Genomic DNA, 15,940 nt, shown 5'->3' with positions numbered 1-15,940 from the left:
TCCTGTTCACGGTGCCTGCAAACCGGGGTTCCCGGCCTCGATCACGTAGCTCTGGGCGGTTTTGACCGGGTAGTCGCGGACGGTCACCTTGTCCAGCACCCGGAAGTCGACCCGCAGCTGCGTCGGCGAGGTCACCGTGCGGACGTAGCCACGCTGGTTCTTGTAGAACTTCACGTGCGGGTTCAGGCTCGACGTGCCGGTCTCGGTCGCGCTGCCGTCACCGCCGGAGGTGATCGACGTGCTGACCAGCTCGGTGCCGATGACCCGGTTCTGCGTCTGGTAGTCGTCCATGATGTTCGCCGCCCAGTGCCGGTGCACGTCCCCGGTCAGCACCACCGGGTTCACCGTGCCGCGCGCCTGCCAGCCCTGCTGGATGCGGGACCGGTTGGCGGTGTAGCCGTCCCACGAGTCCATGCTCTTGGAACCGTCGGCGGCGGCCAGCTTCTGCGCGAAGAACACCTGCTGGCCGATGAGGTCCCAGGTGCCCAGCCGCTGCCCCAAGCCGTCGAGCAGCCACGCTTCCTGGGTCGCGCCGGTGATCGTGCGCGCCGGGTCGTCGGCCACCGGGCACAGCTTGGTGCCGTCGCCGCAGGCCTGGTCGTCGCGGTACTGGCGGGTGTCGAGCATGTGGAACGTGGCCAGGCTGCCCCACCGCAACCGCCGGTACAGCTGGAGGTTCGACCCGCTCGGTGCCTGCGCGGCCCGCAGCGGCATGTGCTCGTAGTACGCCTTGTACGCCGCCGCCCGGCGTGCGGCGAAGTCGCCGCCCGCGGGGGAGTTGTCGGCGCGGACCAGGTTCGCGTAGTTGTTCTCCACCTCGTGGTCGTCCCACACCACGACCCACGGCGCGATGGCGTGCGCGGCCTGGAGGTCCACGTCGCGCTTGTAGAGCGCGTGTCGCACGCGGTAGTTGGCCAGGGTGGTGATCTCGCCGGACGGCTGGTGCGCGCGCACACCGGAACCCGCGCCGCCCTCGTAGATGTAGTCGCCCAGGTGCAGCACCAGGTCCGGGTTCTCCTCGGCCATCCGCCGGTACGCGGTGAAGTAGCCCGCCTCGTAGTGCGAGCACGAGGTGAACAGCATGGTCAGCGCCGGGCTCGTGCCGACCGCGGGCGCGGTGCGGGCCCGGCCGGTCGCGGAGATGTGGCCCGACGCGCGGAACCGGTAGAAGTACTCGCGTCCCGGCTGGAGCCCGACCAGTTCGACGTGCACGCTGTGCGCCAGGCCCGACACCGCCGTCGCGGTCCCGGTCTGCGCCAACTGGGTGAAGTTCCGGTCGGTCGCCACCTGCCACTCGACGTCCACCGGGGCGCTGGACATGCCGCCGAGACCGTCGGCGTTGAGCGGGCTGGGAGCCAGTCTGGTCCAGATCACGAACCCGTCGGCGGCGGGCTCACCGGAGGCGACGCCGAGGGTGAACGGGTAGGCGATGGCCTGGGCCGCGCCCGAGCCCGCCAGCGCGACCCCCGCGCTGGCGAGACCACCGACCAGGAAGGTCCGTCGATGCAGTCGAGTCATACCCACAGTTCCTACGGGCGCGCCGCTGTGTGATCCAGACCGCACAGCAGATGTTCACGTGATCCCCACTGCCTGGTTGACCACTGTGGACGGAGAGCCCGGTTTGGGCCGTTGTGCCCAGAGCGCGGGACCGTGTGCCCGCGACCCGCACCCCGGATGGCTGAACTCCGCGCCGGGGCCTCAACGCGCGGACCGGTCGCGGCGATCTCCGGTGGTGAACGGCCGCGTCCGCGGCCGGGAACCATGGGGAGAGCATGCGAAAGTCACTCGCGATCACCGCGTTGGCCGTGCTGGCCGCGTTCGTCGTACCCGCTTCGGCCACCGCCACACCGTCCACCCCGCGCGCCGCCACGGCCCGCGCCGACGTCTTCCGCGGTGACGTCAACGGCGACCGCATCGCCGACCAGGTCACCCTCGGCGCGGACCAGGTGAGCCCCACCTGCTCCATCAAGGTCGCCTACGGCCGCGCGGGTGGCGGCTTCGGCACGCCGGTGGAGTCGAAGTACCAGTCGGTGCAGACCCACGCGCCGTACTGCCCGGACATGGGCGTCGTGGTCGACCTCGGCGGCGACGGCAAACCGGAGATCGTCGCGACGGGCTTCAGCTGGGACAGCGCGGCCCGCGCCTTCCAGGTGCTGCGCCGCAACAGCCAGAACCAGATCCGGTCCGTCGCCACCTACCCGGGCGTCGCCTACCCCAGCACCCTGCGCAAGGTCGACTTCACCGGCGACGGCCGCGAGGACCTGTGGGTCTCGACCGACCAGAGCCTGGAACTGCGCTCGTTCACCAACGCGGCGGACGGCGGCATCACCGCGGGGAACATCTCGGCCTGCACCCGGGCCCCGATCCCGAAGCACTCCTTCGCCGACTTCAACGGCGACGGCGGCCAGGACATGCTGCTCTCCCTGTCCTGCACCTACACCACGGCCGAACTCCAGTTCGGCGCGGGCAAGCCGAAGGTCACCTTCGCCCGCGACGACACGGGCCGCAGCCAGTACGAGGTGTTCGCCACCTACCAGAACGGTGACGAATACCCGGATGTGGCGTTGGTGACGACCACCGAGACCGGCACCACCCTGCGCCACTTCATCAACGACGGCGCGGGCAACTTCACCGCCCAGTGATGTGATCGGGCCCGGGAGGCGACTCGTCCTCCCGGGCACCGCCCTCACCGACGAGGTTCCGCACGTAGTCGAGGTTGAAGCGGGTGTACCGGGTTTCCGGATGGTTGGGCCCGAGGATCCGCGCCCGGTCGGCGAGCAGGGCCTCGTACTTGGCGATCGAGTCGGCGGTGTTCCCGGTGCGGGCGGTCCAGTACGCGATGTTCGCGCGGGAGCGCAAGGTGTCGGGATGGGTGGGCCCGAGGACCCGGGTTTGCTCCGCGAGCCCGGTCTCGAACGCCGCCAGCGCCGCACCGGCTTCTCCGGTGTAGCCGCGCCAGGTGGCGATGTTGGCCTGGACGAGCAACGTCTTCGGGTGCTTCGGGCCAAGGATCCTGAGGTAGTCGGCGAGCAACCCCTCGAACTCGGTCAGCGCGCCCGCGATGTCCCCTGCCTCGGCGCGCAGCGTGGCCATGTTGTTGCGGGTGACCATGGTGTCCGGGTGATCGACGCCCAACACGCGGAGCCGGTCGGCGAGCAGGCTCTCGAACTCGGCCCGCGCTCCCGTGCGGTCACCGCAGTGACTACGCCACGACGCGAGGTTGTTGCGGACGTACAGCGTGGACCGGTGTTCCGGGCCGAAGACCCGGAGGCAGTCGGCGAGCAGCCCCTCGAACTCGGCCACCGCCCCCGCGGGGTCGCCGCCGCGACCGCGCCAGGTCGCGAGGTGGTTGCGGGTGACCAGCGTGAGGAGGTTGTCCGAGCCGAGCAAGCGGACGCAGTCCGCCAGCAGCTCCACGCACTCGGTCGACGCCCCCAAGACGTCACCGGACTCGCCGCGCGATGCCGCGGCGTTGATGCGGGCGTGCAGTGTTCGGGGGTGGTCCGGGCCGTAGTGGTGGACCGAGGCCGTGCGCAGGGCGGAGTAGTACTCCCGGGCGGCGGTGACCTGACCTGCCTCGTGCAGGCTCTGCGCCGCGTGGAACAGCGTCGGGTAGCCGCCGTTCGCCCAGAGGTGTGGGCCCGCGGCCGCGTCGAGCGCGGCGGTGTTCGCGCGCAGCGCGGCCGACAGGGCCGCATCGGGTTCGGGATCCGGCCAGACCGAGAGGAGCGCGTCAGCGGCCACCTTGGACCGCGCCGCGAGATCGGCCGCGGTGGCCTGCTCGCGGGTGGCTCGTTGGACGAGGGCGTGGACGCGCACCGTGGTGGCGTGGAGGGTGATCAGGGACAGCCGGTTCAGGCAGGTGAGCGCGTCCCAGGCGTTCTCGGTGGTCGTGTCCAGGTAAGCCAGCACCGGGGGAGCGGTGAGGATCCGCACGGGGATGCCGTTGGGGTCGAGCAAGGCGGCGATGTGCAGCAACGGCCGCGCCAGGCCCGCCGGCTCCAGCCGGTCCGCGCGGTCGACCGACAGCGACCAGGTCACGGCGACGGTCCGCGCTTGGCCCTCGGGCAGTTCGGCGTCCGGTGGGAACAGGGACGGCAGCGTCCGGTCCCGGTCGTGCCACCGCGCCAGGTAGCGCTCGCAGCTCAGGTTCCGGTCGGCCAGGTACGCGCCCGCGTGCGCGACCGCCAGCGGCAGGTCGCCCAGTTCTCGGATCAGGTCGTCGGCGCCGACCATCAGGTCCGGGTCGCGCAGGTGCTCGCCCAGGCACGCCCGGGACTGCTCGGAGGTGAACAGCCCCACCGGCACGACCCGTCGCCTCGCCGCGCGTAGCGCCGAGTCCTGGCGCCTGGTCGTCACCACGACTTGGCCGTTCGCCGACTCCGGGGGCCACAGGCCGTGCAGGTCGCGCGGGTCCGCGACGTCGTCCAGCACGACGAGCCAGGGCTCTGTCGTGGAGCCCAGCCAACTCAACAGCCATGCCACCGCGCCGTCCGGGTCGTCCGGCACGCCGCCGCGGAGTTGTCGCGCCCACCCCGCGTACGCCGTGACCACCTCGTCCCGCGACCCGGCCGAGACCCACGCCGACGCGCGGACCGCGCCATCGGCCCACGCCCGCCCGGTGAAGTCGGCCGCCATCTGCGTCTTGCCCACGCCGCCCGTGCCCGTCAGCACGACACACCCGGACTCCGCGGGCATCTCCCGGCGCTGGAACCCGTCCGCCAGTGGCGGCACGGACCCGAACCGGCACGGCAACGAGACCTCGGCGGCACCGGCGTACACGTGCACGCCACCGTGCACCACGCCCGCCAGCACGGCCTTCTCCACCGGACCGCAGATCGCGTTGCCCGTCCCCGGCGGCTGGATCTCCTCCACCCGTACATGATCGCCCATCTCGAGGCCCCGCGGGCGCGACAGGCGATCGACCACGCAGCGTGGTGGCCGTCGCCGGTGGTGGACGTCGTCCACGCGAACCCCGCGCGCGCTGCCCGTTGCACGTGGCGCAGCGATAGGCGGAAACGGACCGAGATGCGGGATTTCCCTTGACACTGAATGCATTGCGCCCAATGGCTCCGGCGGTCGGCGACCGGTCGGCCGCTTTTTTCGGACTGCCGTAACAAACCGCCCACGCCCGCGACGCGTCCGATATGCGCATTGGCCGGTTTCTCGTCGTGTTGGCCGCGGGGGTCGTCGTCACCCCGTACGCCATGCAGGCCCTCGAACCCCAGCACACCGACCAGACCCACCCCCACCACATCGTCGCCAACGCCGACGCCCTCATCCCCACCGCCACCGAGCTCCCGCGCCTCGGGTGGGAGGCCACGGCCAGCTCCGAGGAGACCGCGGGCGAGAACGGTCGGGCCACCAACGTGCTCGACGGGGATCCGAACACGTTCTGGCACAGCACGTGGACCACGCCCACGCCGCTGCCGCAGTCGATCACCGTCGACATGCGCGCCACGCAACGGGTTTCCGGGCTCGTCTACACCCCCCGGCCCGGCGGCGGCAACGGGACCATCGGGCGCTACGAGATCCGGCTCAGCCAGGACGGGACCGCCTGGGGCAACCCGGTGAGCACCGGCATCGCCGCCGACGACCCGACCGCCAAGACCTTCAGCTTCGCCGTGTCCGGCGCCAGGTTCGTCCGCCTCACCGCGCTCACCGAGGCGGGCGGGCGCGGCGACTGGGCCAGCGCCGCCGAGCTCGGCGTCCTCGGCGACCCCGGGCCGCCCACGCCTGCCGTGCCGCTGCCGCGCACCGGGTGGACGGCCACGGCCAGTGACCAGGAGGCCGCGCTCTCCGACGGGCGCGCGGTCAACGTGCTCGACGGGAACCCGAACACGTTCTGGCACAGCCGCTACGACGTGCTCGCCAACCTCCCGCACAGCATCACCCTCGACCTCGGCAAGCCGACTGTCGTGAGTGGACTCACCTACCGGCCCCGGCCGGCGGCGACCGGCGGCAACGGGCGCGTCGGCGAGTACCGGATCGCCGCGTCCACCGACGGCACCACCTTCGGCGCGCCGGTCGCGTCCGGCCGCTGGGTCGACGACGCGGCCGTCAAGCACGCCCTGTTCGCCGGTCCGGTCACCACCCGCTACCTGCGGCTGACCGCGCTCACGGAGGCGGGCGACCGCGGCCAGTGGTCCAGCGCCGCCGAACTGGAGCTGGTCGGGCCGCCCGCGCGAGTCGACCCGCCGCTGTCGCGGGTCGGCTGGGTCGCCACCGCGTCGTCCGCCGAGGCGGGGTTCCCGGCGAGCGCGCTGGTGGACAACCGGCTCGGCACGTACTGGCGCAGCGCGGGCACCGGAGCCGCGCCGCACTCGGTCACCGTGGACCTCCAGCGGGAGCAGCGGTTGTCGGCGGTCGTGCTGACGCCGCGCGCCGAAAGCGCGGACGGGCGTATCGGGCAGTACTCGATCTCGTTGAGCAGCAACGGTTCCACGTTCGGCGCGCCGGTCGCGCAAGGGACTTGGGTCGACGACGGGACGCCGAAGACCGCGGTGTTCACCGGGACCGCCCGCTACGTCCGGGTGACGTCCACGAGCGAAGCGGGCAACCGCGTCCCGTGGCACGCCGCCGCCGAGTTCAACGCCTACGGGCCGTCCGCGGTACCGGGGCCCGTTGCGCCGCTGGACCGCACGGGCTGGGTCGCGACGGCCAGCGACGAGGAGACCGCCAGTGAGAACGGCCGCGCGAGCAACGTGCTCGACGGCAACGACCGGACCATCTGGCACTCCAAGTACTCCGCACCGACCGCGCCGCTACCGCACTGGATCACCCTCGACATGCGTGCCAACCGCAACGTGGCGGGAGTTTCGGTGCGACCGCGAGGTGACGGTGGCAACGGCAACATCGGCCAGTACCGCGTGCACATCAGTGCGGACGGCGTGAACTGGGGAAGCCCCGTTGCGGAAGGAGTGTGGCCGGACAGCTCCAACGTGCAGACCGCGCTGCTGGATTCCGCCGTGTCGGCCCGGTACGTGCGGATCACCGCGCTCACCGAGGCAGGCGGGCGCGGACCTTGGTCCACCGCCTCGGAAATCACCGTGTTGACGCCGTCCACCGCGCCGGACGCCAGCTCGGTCGGTTCCTGGGGGTCGGTCATCGGGTTCCCGCTCGTACCGGTGGCGTCGGCGTTGCTGCCCAACAACAAGCTGCTGACCTGGTCCGCCTACGCGCCGGACACCTTCGGTGGCAGCAACGGGTATACGCAGACCGCGATCTACGACCTCACCACCGGTCAGGTGACGCAACGTCGCATCGACAACACCGGGCATGACATGTTCTGCCCCGGAACCTCAACGTTGCCCGACGGCCGGGTGCTGGTGACCGGTGGCAGCAACGCCGAGAAGGCCAGCATCTACAACCCGTTCACCGATTCCTGGTCCGCCGCGCCGCCGATGCGGATCGCGCGCGGCTACCAGGGGCAGACGACGCTGTCGACGGGGGAGGCGTTCACCGTCGGCGGTTCGTGGAGCGGGAACCAGGGCGGCAAGGCCGGTGAGGTGTACTCGCCCGCGACCAACTCGTGGCGGACGCTCAGCGGTGTCCCCGCCGACCCGTTCGTCACCGCCGACCCGGCCGGGGTCTACCGGGCCGACAACCACGCGTGGCTGTTCGCCGCGAGCGGGGGCCGCGTGTTCCACGCCGGGCCGAGCAAACGGATGCACTGGGTCTCGACGACCGGCAACGGTGCGGTCACCGACGCCGGATTGCGCGGCGACAGCCCGGACGCGATGAACGGCAACGCCGTGATGTACGACGTCGGCAAGATCCTCACCGTGGGCGGGGCGACGGCGTACCAGGACGCCGATGCCACCACCCGCGCGTACACCGTCGACATCGCCACTACTCCGCCCACCGTGCGCAGGGTTGGCGATATGGCTCGGGGCCGGGCGTTCGCCAACAGCGTTGTCCTGCCGGACGGGTCGGTGGTGGTCATCGGCGGGCAGGAACGGCCGGTGCCGTTCAGCGACCAGACGGCGGTGCTGACGGCCGAGCTGTGGAACCCGTCAACCGGCACTTTCCGGCCGTTGGCGCCGGTCGCGGTGCCGCGCACGTACCACAGCGTCGCCAACCTCCTGCCCGACGGCCGCGTGTTCTCCGGGGGCGGTGGGCTGTGCGGGAACTGCGCCACCAACCACTTCGACGGCCAGATCCTCACACCCCCCAACCTGCTCAACGCCGACGGCAGCCCGAAGTCCCGCCCGGTGATCACCGCGGCGCCGCCGACGGCGGCCAACGGCACCACGATCACGGTCAACACCGACCGCCCCGTCACCCGCTTCGCCTTGATCCGCACCAGCTCGGTCACCCACTCGGTAGACAACGACCAACGGCGGATACCGGTCATCCCGGTCCAGGTCAACGCGACGACGTACCGGCTGACGGTGCCCGCGGACAAGGGGGTGGCGCTGCCGGGGCACTACCTGCTGTTCGCGCTGGACGGGGCGAACGTGCACAGCACGGCCCTGACGATCAGGATCGGCTGAGGCCCGGGGCTCGGCTCGGCCTGGGGCAGGTCGAGCCGAGCCCATTCAGGTGTGATTTCGGAAGCTGGATCGCCTATGAACTATCCACTATCAGGATGATCATTTGATCCGACCCGGTCCGACCCATCCCACTCGCCCTGCCCTGCCCTGCCCTGCCCTGCCGACCCGACCCACTCGCCCGGCCCTGCCCGACCCGACCCGACCTGGCCCACTCGGCCTGGCCTGGCCCACTCGGCCTGGCCCGCCTGGCCCGCCTGGCCCGCCTGGCCCGCCTGGCCCGCCTGGCCCGCCTGGCCCGCCTGGCCCGCCTGGCCCGCCTGCCCCGACCCATACCACTCGGCCTGCCCTGCCCGGCCTGCCCGGCCTGCTCTGCCCGGCCTGCCCGGCCTGCTCTGCCCGGCCCTGCCCTGCCCGGCCTGTCCGGCCTGTCCGGCCCTGCCCTGCCTGCCCTGCCTGCTCTGCTCTGCCCTGCCCTGCCGGCCCTGCGCTGCCCGGCCCGCCCTGCTTGACTGGGCGGGCGTCGAGCCGTTCGTGGGCGGGCGTCAAGCCGGCTCGCCACCGTCGCGGTCGATGGCGGCGTCAAGACCTGGCTGGGCGCGGCGCGGACGGTGCCTGCCGAGGAGCTGCCGGACTGGGCCGGGTCGCACCGAGCCGGCCGCGACCCCGTTCGCCGCGCTCGGCGTCGGCGGTGGGGCCGTCGGCGCGTTCGAGTACGCCCGCACTCCCGGCCTACCGCCGCTGGGCGGCGGAGTCCCCTCTGCCCCGAGTGGCACTCGGACATCCGGATCAGCCGTGTGCCGCGCTCCGACTGCCGGTGTCCGGCTGTCTGGACGGACCATCTGAACGGGCTGTAGGCGCCTTCGGCCCCCCGAAATCCAGGTTACCGGCGGCTACCGACACCCCGCGGCGAAGATGATCAAGTCTGTGGACAACTCGGAGCGCCCTGGTAGGTGCTCCGGCGAGGTCCGGTACACCTCGCTCGACAACGTGGCCGTGCGGACCTCGGCGGGTGGTCCGATGGCGACGACCTTGCCGCCGTCTAGCACCGTGACCCGTTCGGCGTGCGCGCCCATCCATGACTCGACAACGGCGCCGCGTGTGCGGTCAGCAACCGGTGGAGCCCGTGTGGCCCTCGTCGTCGAATGGTCGCGGTGCCGCGCTCGACCCCCCACCGGTACAAGCGCGGCACCGCTCCCGACGGCGCGCGGGCTCCCCCGCGCCGCGCGCCGTGGTCATCTCATTTCACGGTGGCCGCCAGGGCCAGCAGGGTCTCGTCCGGTACGGGGCCGGAGATGGCGTAGGTGGTGCCGTCCTCCACGGTCCAGGTCAGCCGCGAACCCCCGCACAGGGTGGTGAGGCGGTCCACCTCGCGGCCGCCCGGGTCGACGATCCGGACCTGGAGCTGGAACGCGCGGTGCGGTGTCGCTCGGGCCCACCGGCCGCCGTGGCCCGCGACGTCGACCGTGGCCGGGGACTCGGACTCCCGGGGGTTGTAGGTGGGCACCATGTTGGGCGGGTAGCGCTCCAGGTTCACCGTGTTCGGCTGGAACGAGTACCGGGCCATCGCGATGGTGCTGGAGCCGCGGGTGCGGCGGGTGTAGAAGGAGTTGGGTTCTCCCCAGGCGGGGGTCGAGGGTGGGGTCCAGTTCGTCTCGAAGGACAGCCGGTTCCGCGGCACCGGCTCCATCGCCATCCAGGTGGAGCAGCCGTCCGGGGCGCCCATGGGCTGGGTCTCGATCGGGGCGGCCTCCTGGTCGGTCGGGTTGGCGGGGTCGGTGCCCGGGATCAGCGGGTCGTCGCGCAGGGGGGCGGCCAGGTGGGAGCTCGCCTGGAGCACCGCCACGACCGCGACCGCGGCGGCGGCCAGGCCGAACCCCATCGGGATCACCCGCCGGTGGGGCCTGCGCTCCCGGCGCGCCAGCCGAGCAAGCACCGCCTCCACGGCGCCCTGCGGGGCGGGTCGGTCCAGCGCCCGCCCGAGGTCGACGAGGTCGCGGCACAGTTGGGTGTCGTCCGACTCGGGCACGGGTCTACCTCGCCATCTCGGGCTCGACCAAAGCCCGCAGCCGGGCAAGAGCCCGCGCAGTCCGCGACTTCACCGACCCGCGTGGCCAGCCGAGCACGTCGGCAGTCTCCGATTCGGTCAGCTCCAGCAGAAAACGACAACCCAACACCTGCCGATCCTTGTCGGGCAGACTGCGCAGCACCGCCCACAGCCGCCGGTCCCGTTCCGCCAACACCGCCACCCCCTGGGGATCGACGACGCCCCCGTCCTCCCACATCGCCGCCACCCGCAGCACGAGCCCGGCCCGCCGGGCCCGCGACCGCGCCTGGTTGCGCGCGAGGTTCACCACGATCCGCAACAGCCACGGGCGGAAGGGCGCGCCCGGCCGGAAGGCGAAGAGCGCGTCATAGGCCCGCACGAACGCCTCCTGGGTGACGTCCTCGGCCTCGCTGCCCGCACCGGCCAGCACGGCCATCCGGCAGGCCGCGGAGTGGTGTCGGCGGACGAGGTCGCCGAAGGCCGCCGTGTCCCCGGCCCGGGACCGGGCAACCAGATCGTCGTCCTCGTCCGTGACGCCCCCAACCCCTCGGCCCACCCGATCCCACAACGGCAACTACACCGCCCACCCCCCATCGGTTCCACGGCCGCGAACATTCACCCGGTTGTCGCACCGCCCCGCGCCCCGCGCCCCGCGCCCCGCGCCCCGCGCCCCGCGCCCCGCGCCCCGCGCCCCGCGCCCCGCGCCCCGCGCCCCGCGCCCCGCGCCCCGCGCCCCGCGCCCCGCGCCCCGCGCCCCGCGCCCCGCGCCCCGCGCCCCGCGCCCCGCGCCCCGCGCCCCGCGCCCCGCGCCCCGCGCCCCGCGCCCCGCGCCCCGCGCCCCGCGCCCCGCGCCCCGCGCCCCGCGCCCCGCGCCCCGCGCCCCGCGCCCCGCGCCTTTCCATTATCACACTCAGTCCTTTTCACTATGCACTATCAAGATAATGAGGAGTATGCGGATGGGATGCGACGGCGGCGCGGGGAGGCGGTGCCGGAGAGGCGGTAGGGGGAGGCAGTACCGGGGTGACGGTGTTGGAGCGGCGGTGCCGGAATGGGCGGTGCCGGAGGTGCGGCAAGGCAAGACCGTCGTAGCAGGAGCGTGAGGGTGGGAGACAAACGCGAAGTCCCACGGGTGGTCAAAAGCGCAAGGACGACCGAGAGGACACGAGAGATCGGTCACCATCCACCCGCCCCGGGCGGGAGCACCTCAAAGGTCGCCTGGAAGGGAAGGCCGACTCGCTACGGCCGGGTGGGCGGGGTCGATAGGATGCCCGGGCTGTTCGCCGGTGAGAACGAGAGGTGCACGTGACCGCGAAAGTCGAGACGCTCGAGTTTCAGTCCGAGGCGCGGCAACTGCTGCAGTTGATGATCCATTCGATCTACTCGAACAAGGACACCTTCCTGCGCGAGTTGGTCTCCAACGCCTCGGACGCGCTGGACAAGCTTCGGTTGGAGGCGTTCCGCGACAAGGAACTCCAGGTCGACACCGATGACCTGCACATCGACCTCGACCTCGACGCCGAGTCCCGCACGCTGACCGTGCGCGACAACGGCATCGGCATGTCGCGGGAGGAGGTGGTCGCGCTGATCGGCACGATCGCCAAGTCCGGCACCGCCGAGTTCCTGCGCAAGCTCAAGGACAACAAGGACGCCGCCGGTCAGCAGGACCTGATCGGGCAGTTCGGCGTCGGCTTCTACTCCAGCTTCATGGTGGCCGACAAGGTCACCCTGCTGACCCGCAAGGCGGGCGAGGACACCGGTACCCGCTGGGAGTCGACCGGCGAGGGCACCTACACGGTCGAGCCGGTCGACGACGCCCCCCAGGGCACGTCCGTCACGCTCCACCTCAAGCCCGAGGACACCGAGGAGCACCTCTACGACTACGCCTCTCGCGCGAAGGTCGTCGAGATCGTGCGCCGCTACTCGGACTTCATCACGTGGCCGATCCGCGTCGAACCCGAGGGTGGCGGCGAACCGGAGACGGTCAACTCGCGCAAGGCGCTGTGGGCCCGGCCGCAGAGCGAGGTGACCGAGGACGAGTACACCGAGTTCTACAAGCACGTCAGCCACGACTGGTCCGCGCCGCTGGAGACCATCCGCATCTCCGCCGAGGGCACCTTCGAGTACCAGGCGCTGCTGTTCATCCCCGAGCGCGCCCCGTTCGACCTGTTCATGCGCGACCGCAAGCGCGGCGTGCAGCTCTACGTCAAGCGCGTCTTCATCATGGACGACTGCGAAGAGCTGATGCCCGAGTACCTGCGGTTCGTCAAGGGCGTGGTCGACGCCCAGGACCTCTCGCTCAACGTGTCCCGGGAGATCCTGCAGAAGGACCGCCAGATCCAGCTCATGCGCAGGCGGCTCGTCAAGCGGGTGCTGGCCACGGTCAAGTCGCTGCTGGCCGACAAGCCGGACGCGTACGCCACCTTCTGGTCGGAGTTCGGCCGCGCGGTCAAGGAAGGCCTGCTCGACGACTTCGACAACCGCGACGCCATCCTGGACATCGCGTCCTTCGCCTCGACCGACGACGACGAGAAGCCGACGACTCTCGCCGCGTACGTGGCGCGGATGAAGGAGAACCAGGACGCGATCTACTACATGACCGGCGAGTCCCGCGCCGCCCTGGAGAACTCCCCGCACCTGGAGGCGTTCCGCGCGAAGGGCTACGAGGTGCTGCTGCTCACCGACCCCATCGACGAGATGTGGGTCGGCGCGGTCCCCGAGTTCGCAGGCAAGAAGTTCCAGTCGGTGGCGAAGGGCGAGGTCGACCTCGACTCCGAGGAGGAGAAGGAGGAGGCCAAGAAGCACCAGGAGGAGTACACCGACCTGCTGGCGTGGATGACGGAGGCGTTGGTGGACAAGGTCAAGGAGGTCCGCCTCTCCACCCGCCTCACCACGTCCCCGGCGTGCGTGGTCGGCGACACCTTCGACCTGACCCCGAACCTGGAGAAGATGTACCGGGCGATGGGCCAGGAGGTGCCCCAGGTCAAGCGGGTGCTGGAGCTGAACCCGACGCACCCGCTGGTCACCGCCCTGCGCGCGGCCCACGCCGACGAGTCCAGGCGCGTCGAGCTGGGCGACTCCGCGGAACTCCTCTACGGCATGGCGCTGCTCGCCGAGGGCGGCGAGCTGACCGACCCGACCCGCTTCGTCCGCCTCCTCGCGGGCAGGCTGGAGAAGGCCCTGTAGAACGCCGCCGGGTCGGGCGGGCCACCACGGTCCGCCCGACCCGGCGACGTGCCACGGCGGCTGATCGCCTGCCCGCCTTGGCTAGGCTGGCGGCTGTGGGATGTCGGCTGGGGCAGCTGTGACCGTTGAGGTGTGCGCGGCGACCGTGACCGTCGGTGGAGTGACCCTCTTCGAAGGGCTGAACCTCACCGTCCGAGCGGGGGAGTGCGTCGTCCTCTACGGTCGCAACGGGTCAGGGAAGTCCACGCTGCTGCGCTGCCTCTACGGCACCCAGCGCCTCAGCGGCGGGGTCGTGTCGGTGTGCGGCACGGCCCCGGACGAACGCCGCCTCGACTTCCGCCGCCGCGTCTCGGTCGTGCTGGACGACTCCGCCCTGTTCGACGACCTCACCCCGCGCCAGCACCTGGACCTGCTGTCGCGTTCCTTCCCCGGCACGGCCGACCGCGACACCGCCGGGTGGCTGGCCCGGGCCGGTCTCGACGAGCGGGCCGACGTCCCCGCCCTCGCGCTCTCGGCGGGTCAACGCCGTCGGCTGATGCTGGTCGCGGCCGTCGCGCGCGACCACGACGTCCTCCTCCTCGACGAGCCGGAACGCGCACTCGACACCGCGGGCCGGGACTGGCTCACCAACCTCATCGCCGCCGACCTCGCGCGCGGCGCCGCGGTCGTCGTCGCCAGTCACCACGCCCCCTTGGTCGACCGCGTGGCCGCCACCCGGATCGACCTCGGATGACCGCGGGCGCCACCCCGCGCTTCGCCGCGCCCTCGGACGACACCGTGATCCGGGCGATGGCCGTGGTGGTCGGCGCCGGTATCGCGGGCGCGCCGTTCTACCGGCCCGCGGCCACCCGGGAACTTCTCCTGGGTGTCCACGTCACGGCCGGGCAGGCCACCCTCACCGTGCTGTGCCTCGGATTGGCGCTGGCCTGGTGGTCGACGCAGCCGCGGTCGTACCTGTGGGCCGATCCGGCCTGGTTGACCTGGGCTGATTTCGGTGCCCCACCAGGGCACACCGGGTGGCGCGGGGACCCGGGTAGCGGCTCGCGGTCGTCCGGTTTGGGGCGGGCCGAGCGGATGGTCGGGTCGGGGCGCGAGAGGGTGATCGCGCGGCGGTTGGTGAGCGGGTGGGTGGGGCGCTGGGGTGTGCTCGCCTACGTCCTCGCCGTGAGCGGCGTGCTGTTGGGATGGGCGGAGATGGCGGTGGGGACCGCGTTGTTCCTCGCGGTCGGCGCGTTTTCGCTTGTCGCGGCTCGGACTCGTCCGGTCAAGGGGGAAGGGGTGCTGCCGCTCGCGCTCGCGGCGGGTGGGGCGGCGGTTTCCCTCGGTGGGATTACCCCGATCGTGCTGTGGGGGTTCGCCGCGTTGGCGGTCGCGGGGACCGTGGGGTTGGTGGGGCGCGAGTCGTTGGCGGTCGCGACCGGGCGGTCCGATCTGGTGGCGCGGTTCGCCGTTCGGCTGACCCGACGGATGTCGGTCGACTTCCTCGACGTTTGGGGGTTGCTACCGCCGGGAAAACCACTGCGGCCGCGGAGGTTCCTCGACGGACGCCTGATCGTGTTGCGGTACCTGCTCGCCGGTGTTCTCGTGCGCGGTCGATCGGCGGTCGGGGGTTTGCTCGTCGGCGTCGTGGTTGTGGCACTGCACGGTGTGTTCCCCGCCGTGCCGTCGCAGTGGTTGCTCGGCCTAGGGGCTTACCTGGTTGTCGTACCGTTCGCCGCGCCGATCGCGCAGCTGCACCGGACTCCCAGCCTGACGCGCTGGTTCAACCACCGCCGTGCCACGTTCCGGTTGACCGCCGTCGTGGTGCTCACGGTCGTCGCTGCGGTGTGGTCCGCCGTGATTGTCGTGTTCGGCCTCGGTTTCTCCGTTGGGGCGCTTGCGGTTCCCCCATTGGTGGCGGCGGCCGCTGTGCGATCGGTCACCCGCGCGCCACTGGACTTCGCGAACCTCGGCGTCGTCGACATCGGCGGTGTACTCGTCCCGTCCGGGCTCATCGCGCAGCTCGCGCGGGGTCCGGAGGCGTTGCTGATCGGGTTGGCGTTGCTCGGATCCGGACCCGCGGGCGTCGCGTTGGCGCTCGGTGTCGCGGTTGTCGCCACCCTCGCTTGAAGGCCGCGGCTTAACCGGGACGCGTTCGGTGTTCGTTTTGGTACCGTGGGTGAACAGCCCCCTGACACCAACGGACCGATTGGGGATCGGCCCGGGAACAGGAGCTTCC

10 protein-coding genes are annotated in these 15,940 nt (G+C 71.8%); 5 read left to right on the top strand and 5 right to left on the bottom strand.

What is annotated here, in order from left to right; translation table 11 throughout:
- Positions 1-6 precede the first annotated feature (6 nt).
- Positions 7-1,518: an alkaline phosphatase gene (locus tag V5P93_RS22455; protein ID WP_104478913.1), complete on the bottom strand. Its 1,512-nt coding sequence runs from the start codon at positions 1,516-1,518 to the stop codon at positions 7-9.
- 254 nt (positions 1,519-1,772) lie between these two features.
- Here V5P93_RS22455 and V5P93_RS22450 point away from each other — a divergent pair, with 254 nt between their 5' ends.
- A complete protein-coding gene (locus tag V5P93_RS22450; protein ID WP_104478914.1) occupies positions 1,773-2,642 on the top strand; it encodes a VCBS repeat-containing protein in 870 nt (289 codons plus the stop codon).
- Here V5P93_RS22450 and V5P93_RS22445 read toward each other — a convergent pair.
- A complete protein-coding gene (locus V5P93_RS22445) occupies positions 2,629-4,875 on the bottom strand; it encodes a tetratricopeptide repeat protein (protein ID WP_181043447.1) in 2,247 nt (748 codons plus the stop codon). The genes V5P93_RS22450 and V5P93_RS22445 overlap by 14 nt on opposite strands.
- 272 nt (positions 4,876-5,147) lie before the next feature.
- Here V5P93_RS22445 and V5P93_RS22440 point away from each other — a divergent pair, with 272 nt between their 5' ends.
- A complete protein-coding gene (locus V5P93_RS22440) occupies positions 5,148-8,495 on the top strand; it encodes a discoidin domain-containing protein (protein WP_181043448.1) in 3,348 nt (1,115 codons plus the stop codon).
- A gap of 890 nt (positions 8,496-9,385) precedes the next feature.
- Here V5P93_RS22440 and V5P93_RS22435 read toward each other — a convergent pair.
- The 3 genes from V5P93_RS22435 to V5P93_RS22425 all read right to left on the bottom strand — a co-directional run bounded on the left by V5P93_RS22435 (position 9,386) and on the right by V5P93_RS22425 (position 11,095).
- On the bottom strand, positions 9,386-9,568 hold the full coding sequence (locus V5P93_RS22435) for a hypothetical protein (RefSeq protein ID WP_181043449.1): 183 nt from the start codon (positions 9,566-9,568) through the stop codon (positions 9,386-9,388).
- A 164-nt stretch (positions 9,569-9,732) separates the two neighbouring features.
- The gene (locus V5P93_RS22430; protein ID WP_104478915.1) at positions 9,733-10,521 is read right to left on the bottom strand and encodes a hypothetical protein; all 789 of its coding nucleotides are present in this window, start codon (positions 10,519-10,521) and stop codon (positions 9,733-9,735) included.
- 4 nt (positions 10,522-10,525) lie between these two features.
- A complete protein-coding gene (locus V5P93_RS22425; RefSeq protein WP_219823959.1) occupies positions 10,526-11,095 on the bottom strand; it encodes an RNA polymerase sigma factor in 570 nt (189 codons plus the stop codon).
- Positions 11,096-11,841: 746 nt separating this feature from the next.
- Here V5P93_RS22425 and htpG point away from each other — a divergent pair.
- The 3 genes from htpG to V5P93_RS22410 all read left to right on the top strand — a co-directional run bounded on the left by htpG (position 11,842) and on the right by V5P93_RS22410 (position 15,831).
- Positions 11,842-13,722 carry a molecular chaperone HtpG gene (htpG, locus tag V5P93_RS22420; RefSeq protein WP_181043450.1) on the top strand — a complete coding sequence of 627 codons (1,881 nt, stop codon included), beginning with the start codon at positions 11,842-11,844 and terminating at the stop codon, positions 13,720-13,722.
- 160 nt (positions 13,723-13,882) lie between these two features.
- Positions 13,883-14,455 carry an ABC transporter ATP-binding protein gene (locus V5P93_RS22415; protein WP_245931229.1) on the top strand — a complete coding sequence of 191 codons (573 nt, stop codon included), beginning with the start codon at positions 13,883-13,885 and terminating at the stop codon, positions 14,453-14,455.
- Entirely contained in the window at positions 14,452-15,831 is a 1,380-nt protein-coding gene (locus V5P93_RS22410; protein ID WP_104478919.1) for a hypothetical protein, read from the top strand. The genes V5P93_RS22415 and V5P93_RS22410 overlap by 4 nt, the downstream gene beginning before the upstream one ends.
- The last annotated feature ends 109 nt before the right edge of the window (positions 15,832-15,940 follow it).

This window comes from Actinokineospora auranticolor (assembly GCF_041897805.1).
In the GTDB taxonomy this organism is placed as follows: Bacteria; Actinomycetota; Actinomycetes; order Mycobacteriales; family Pseudonocardiaceae; genus Actinokineospora; species Actinokineospora auranticolor.
Note: the sequence above shows the minus strand (reverse complement) of the source record. Positions and strands in the feature narration are given on the sequence as shown.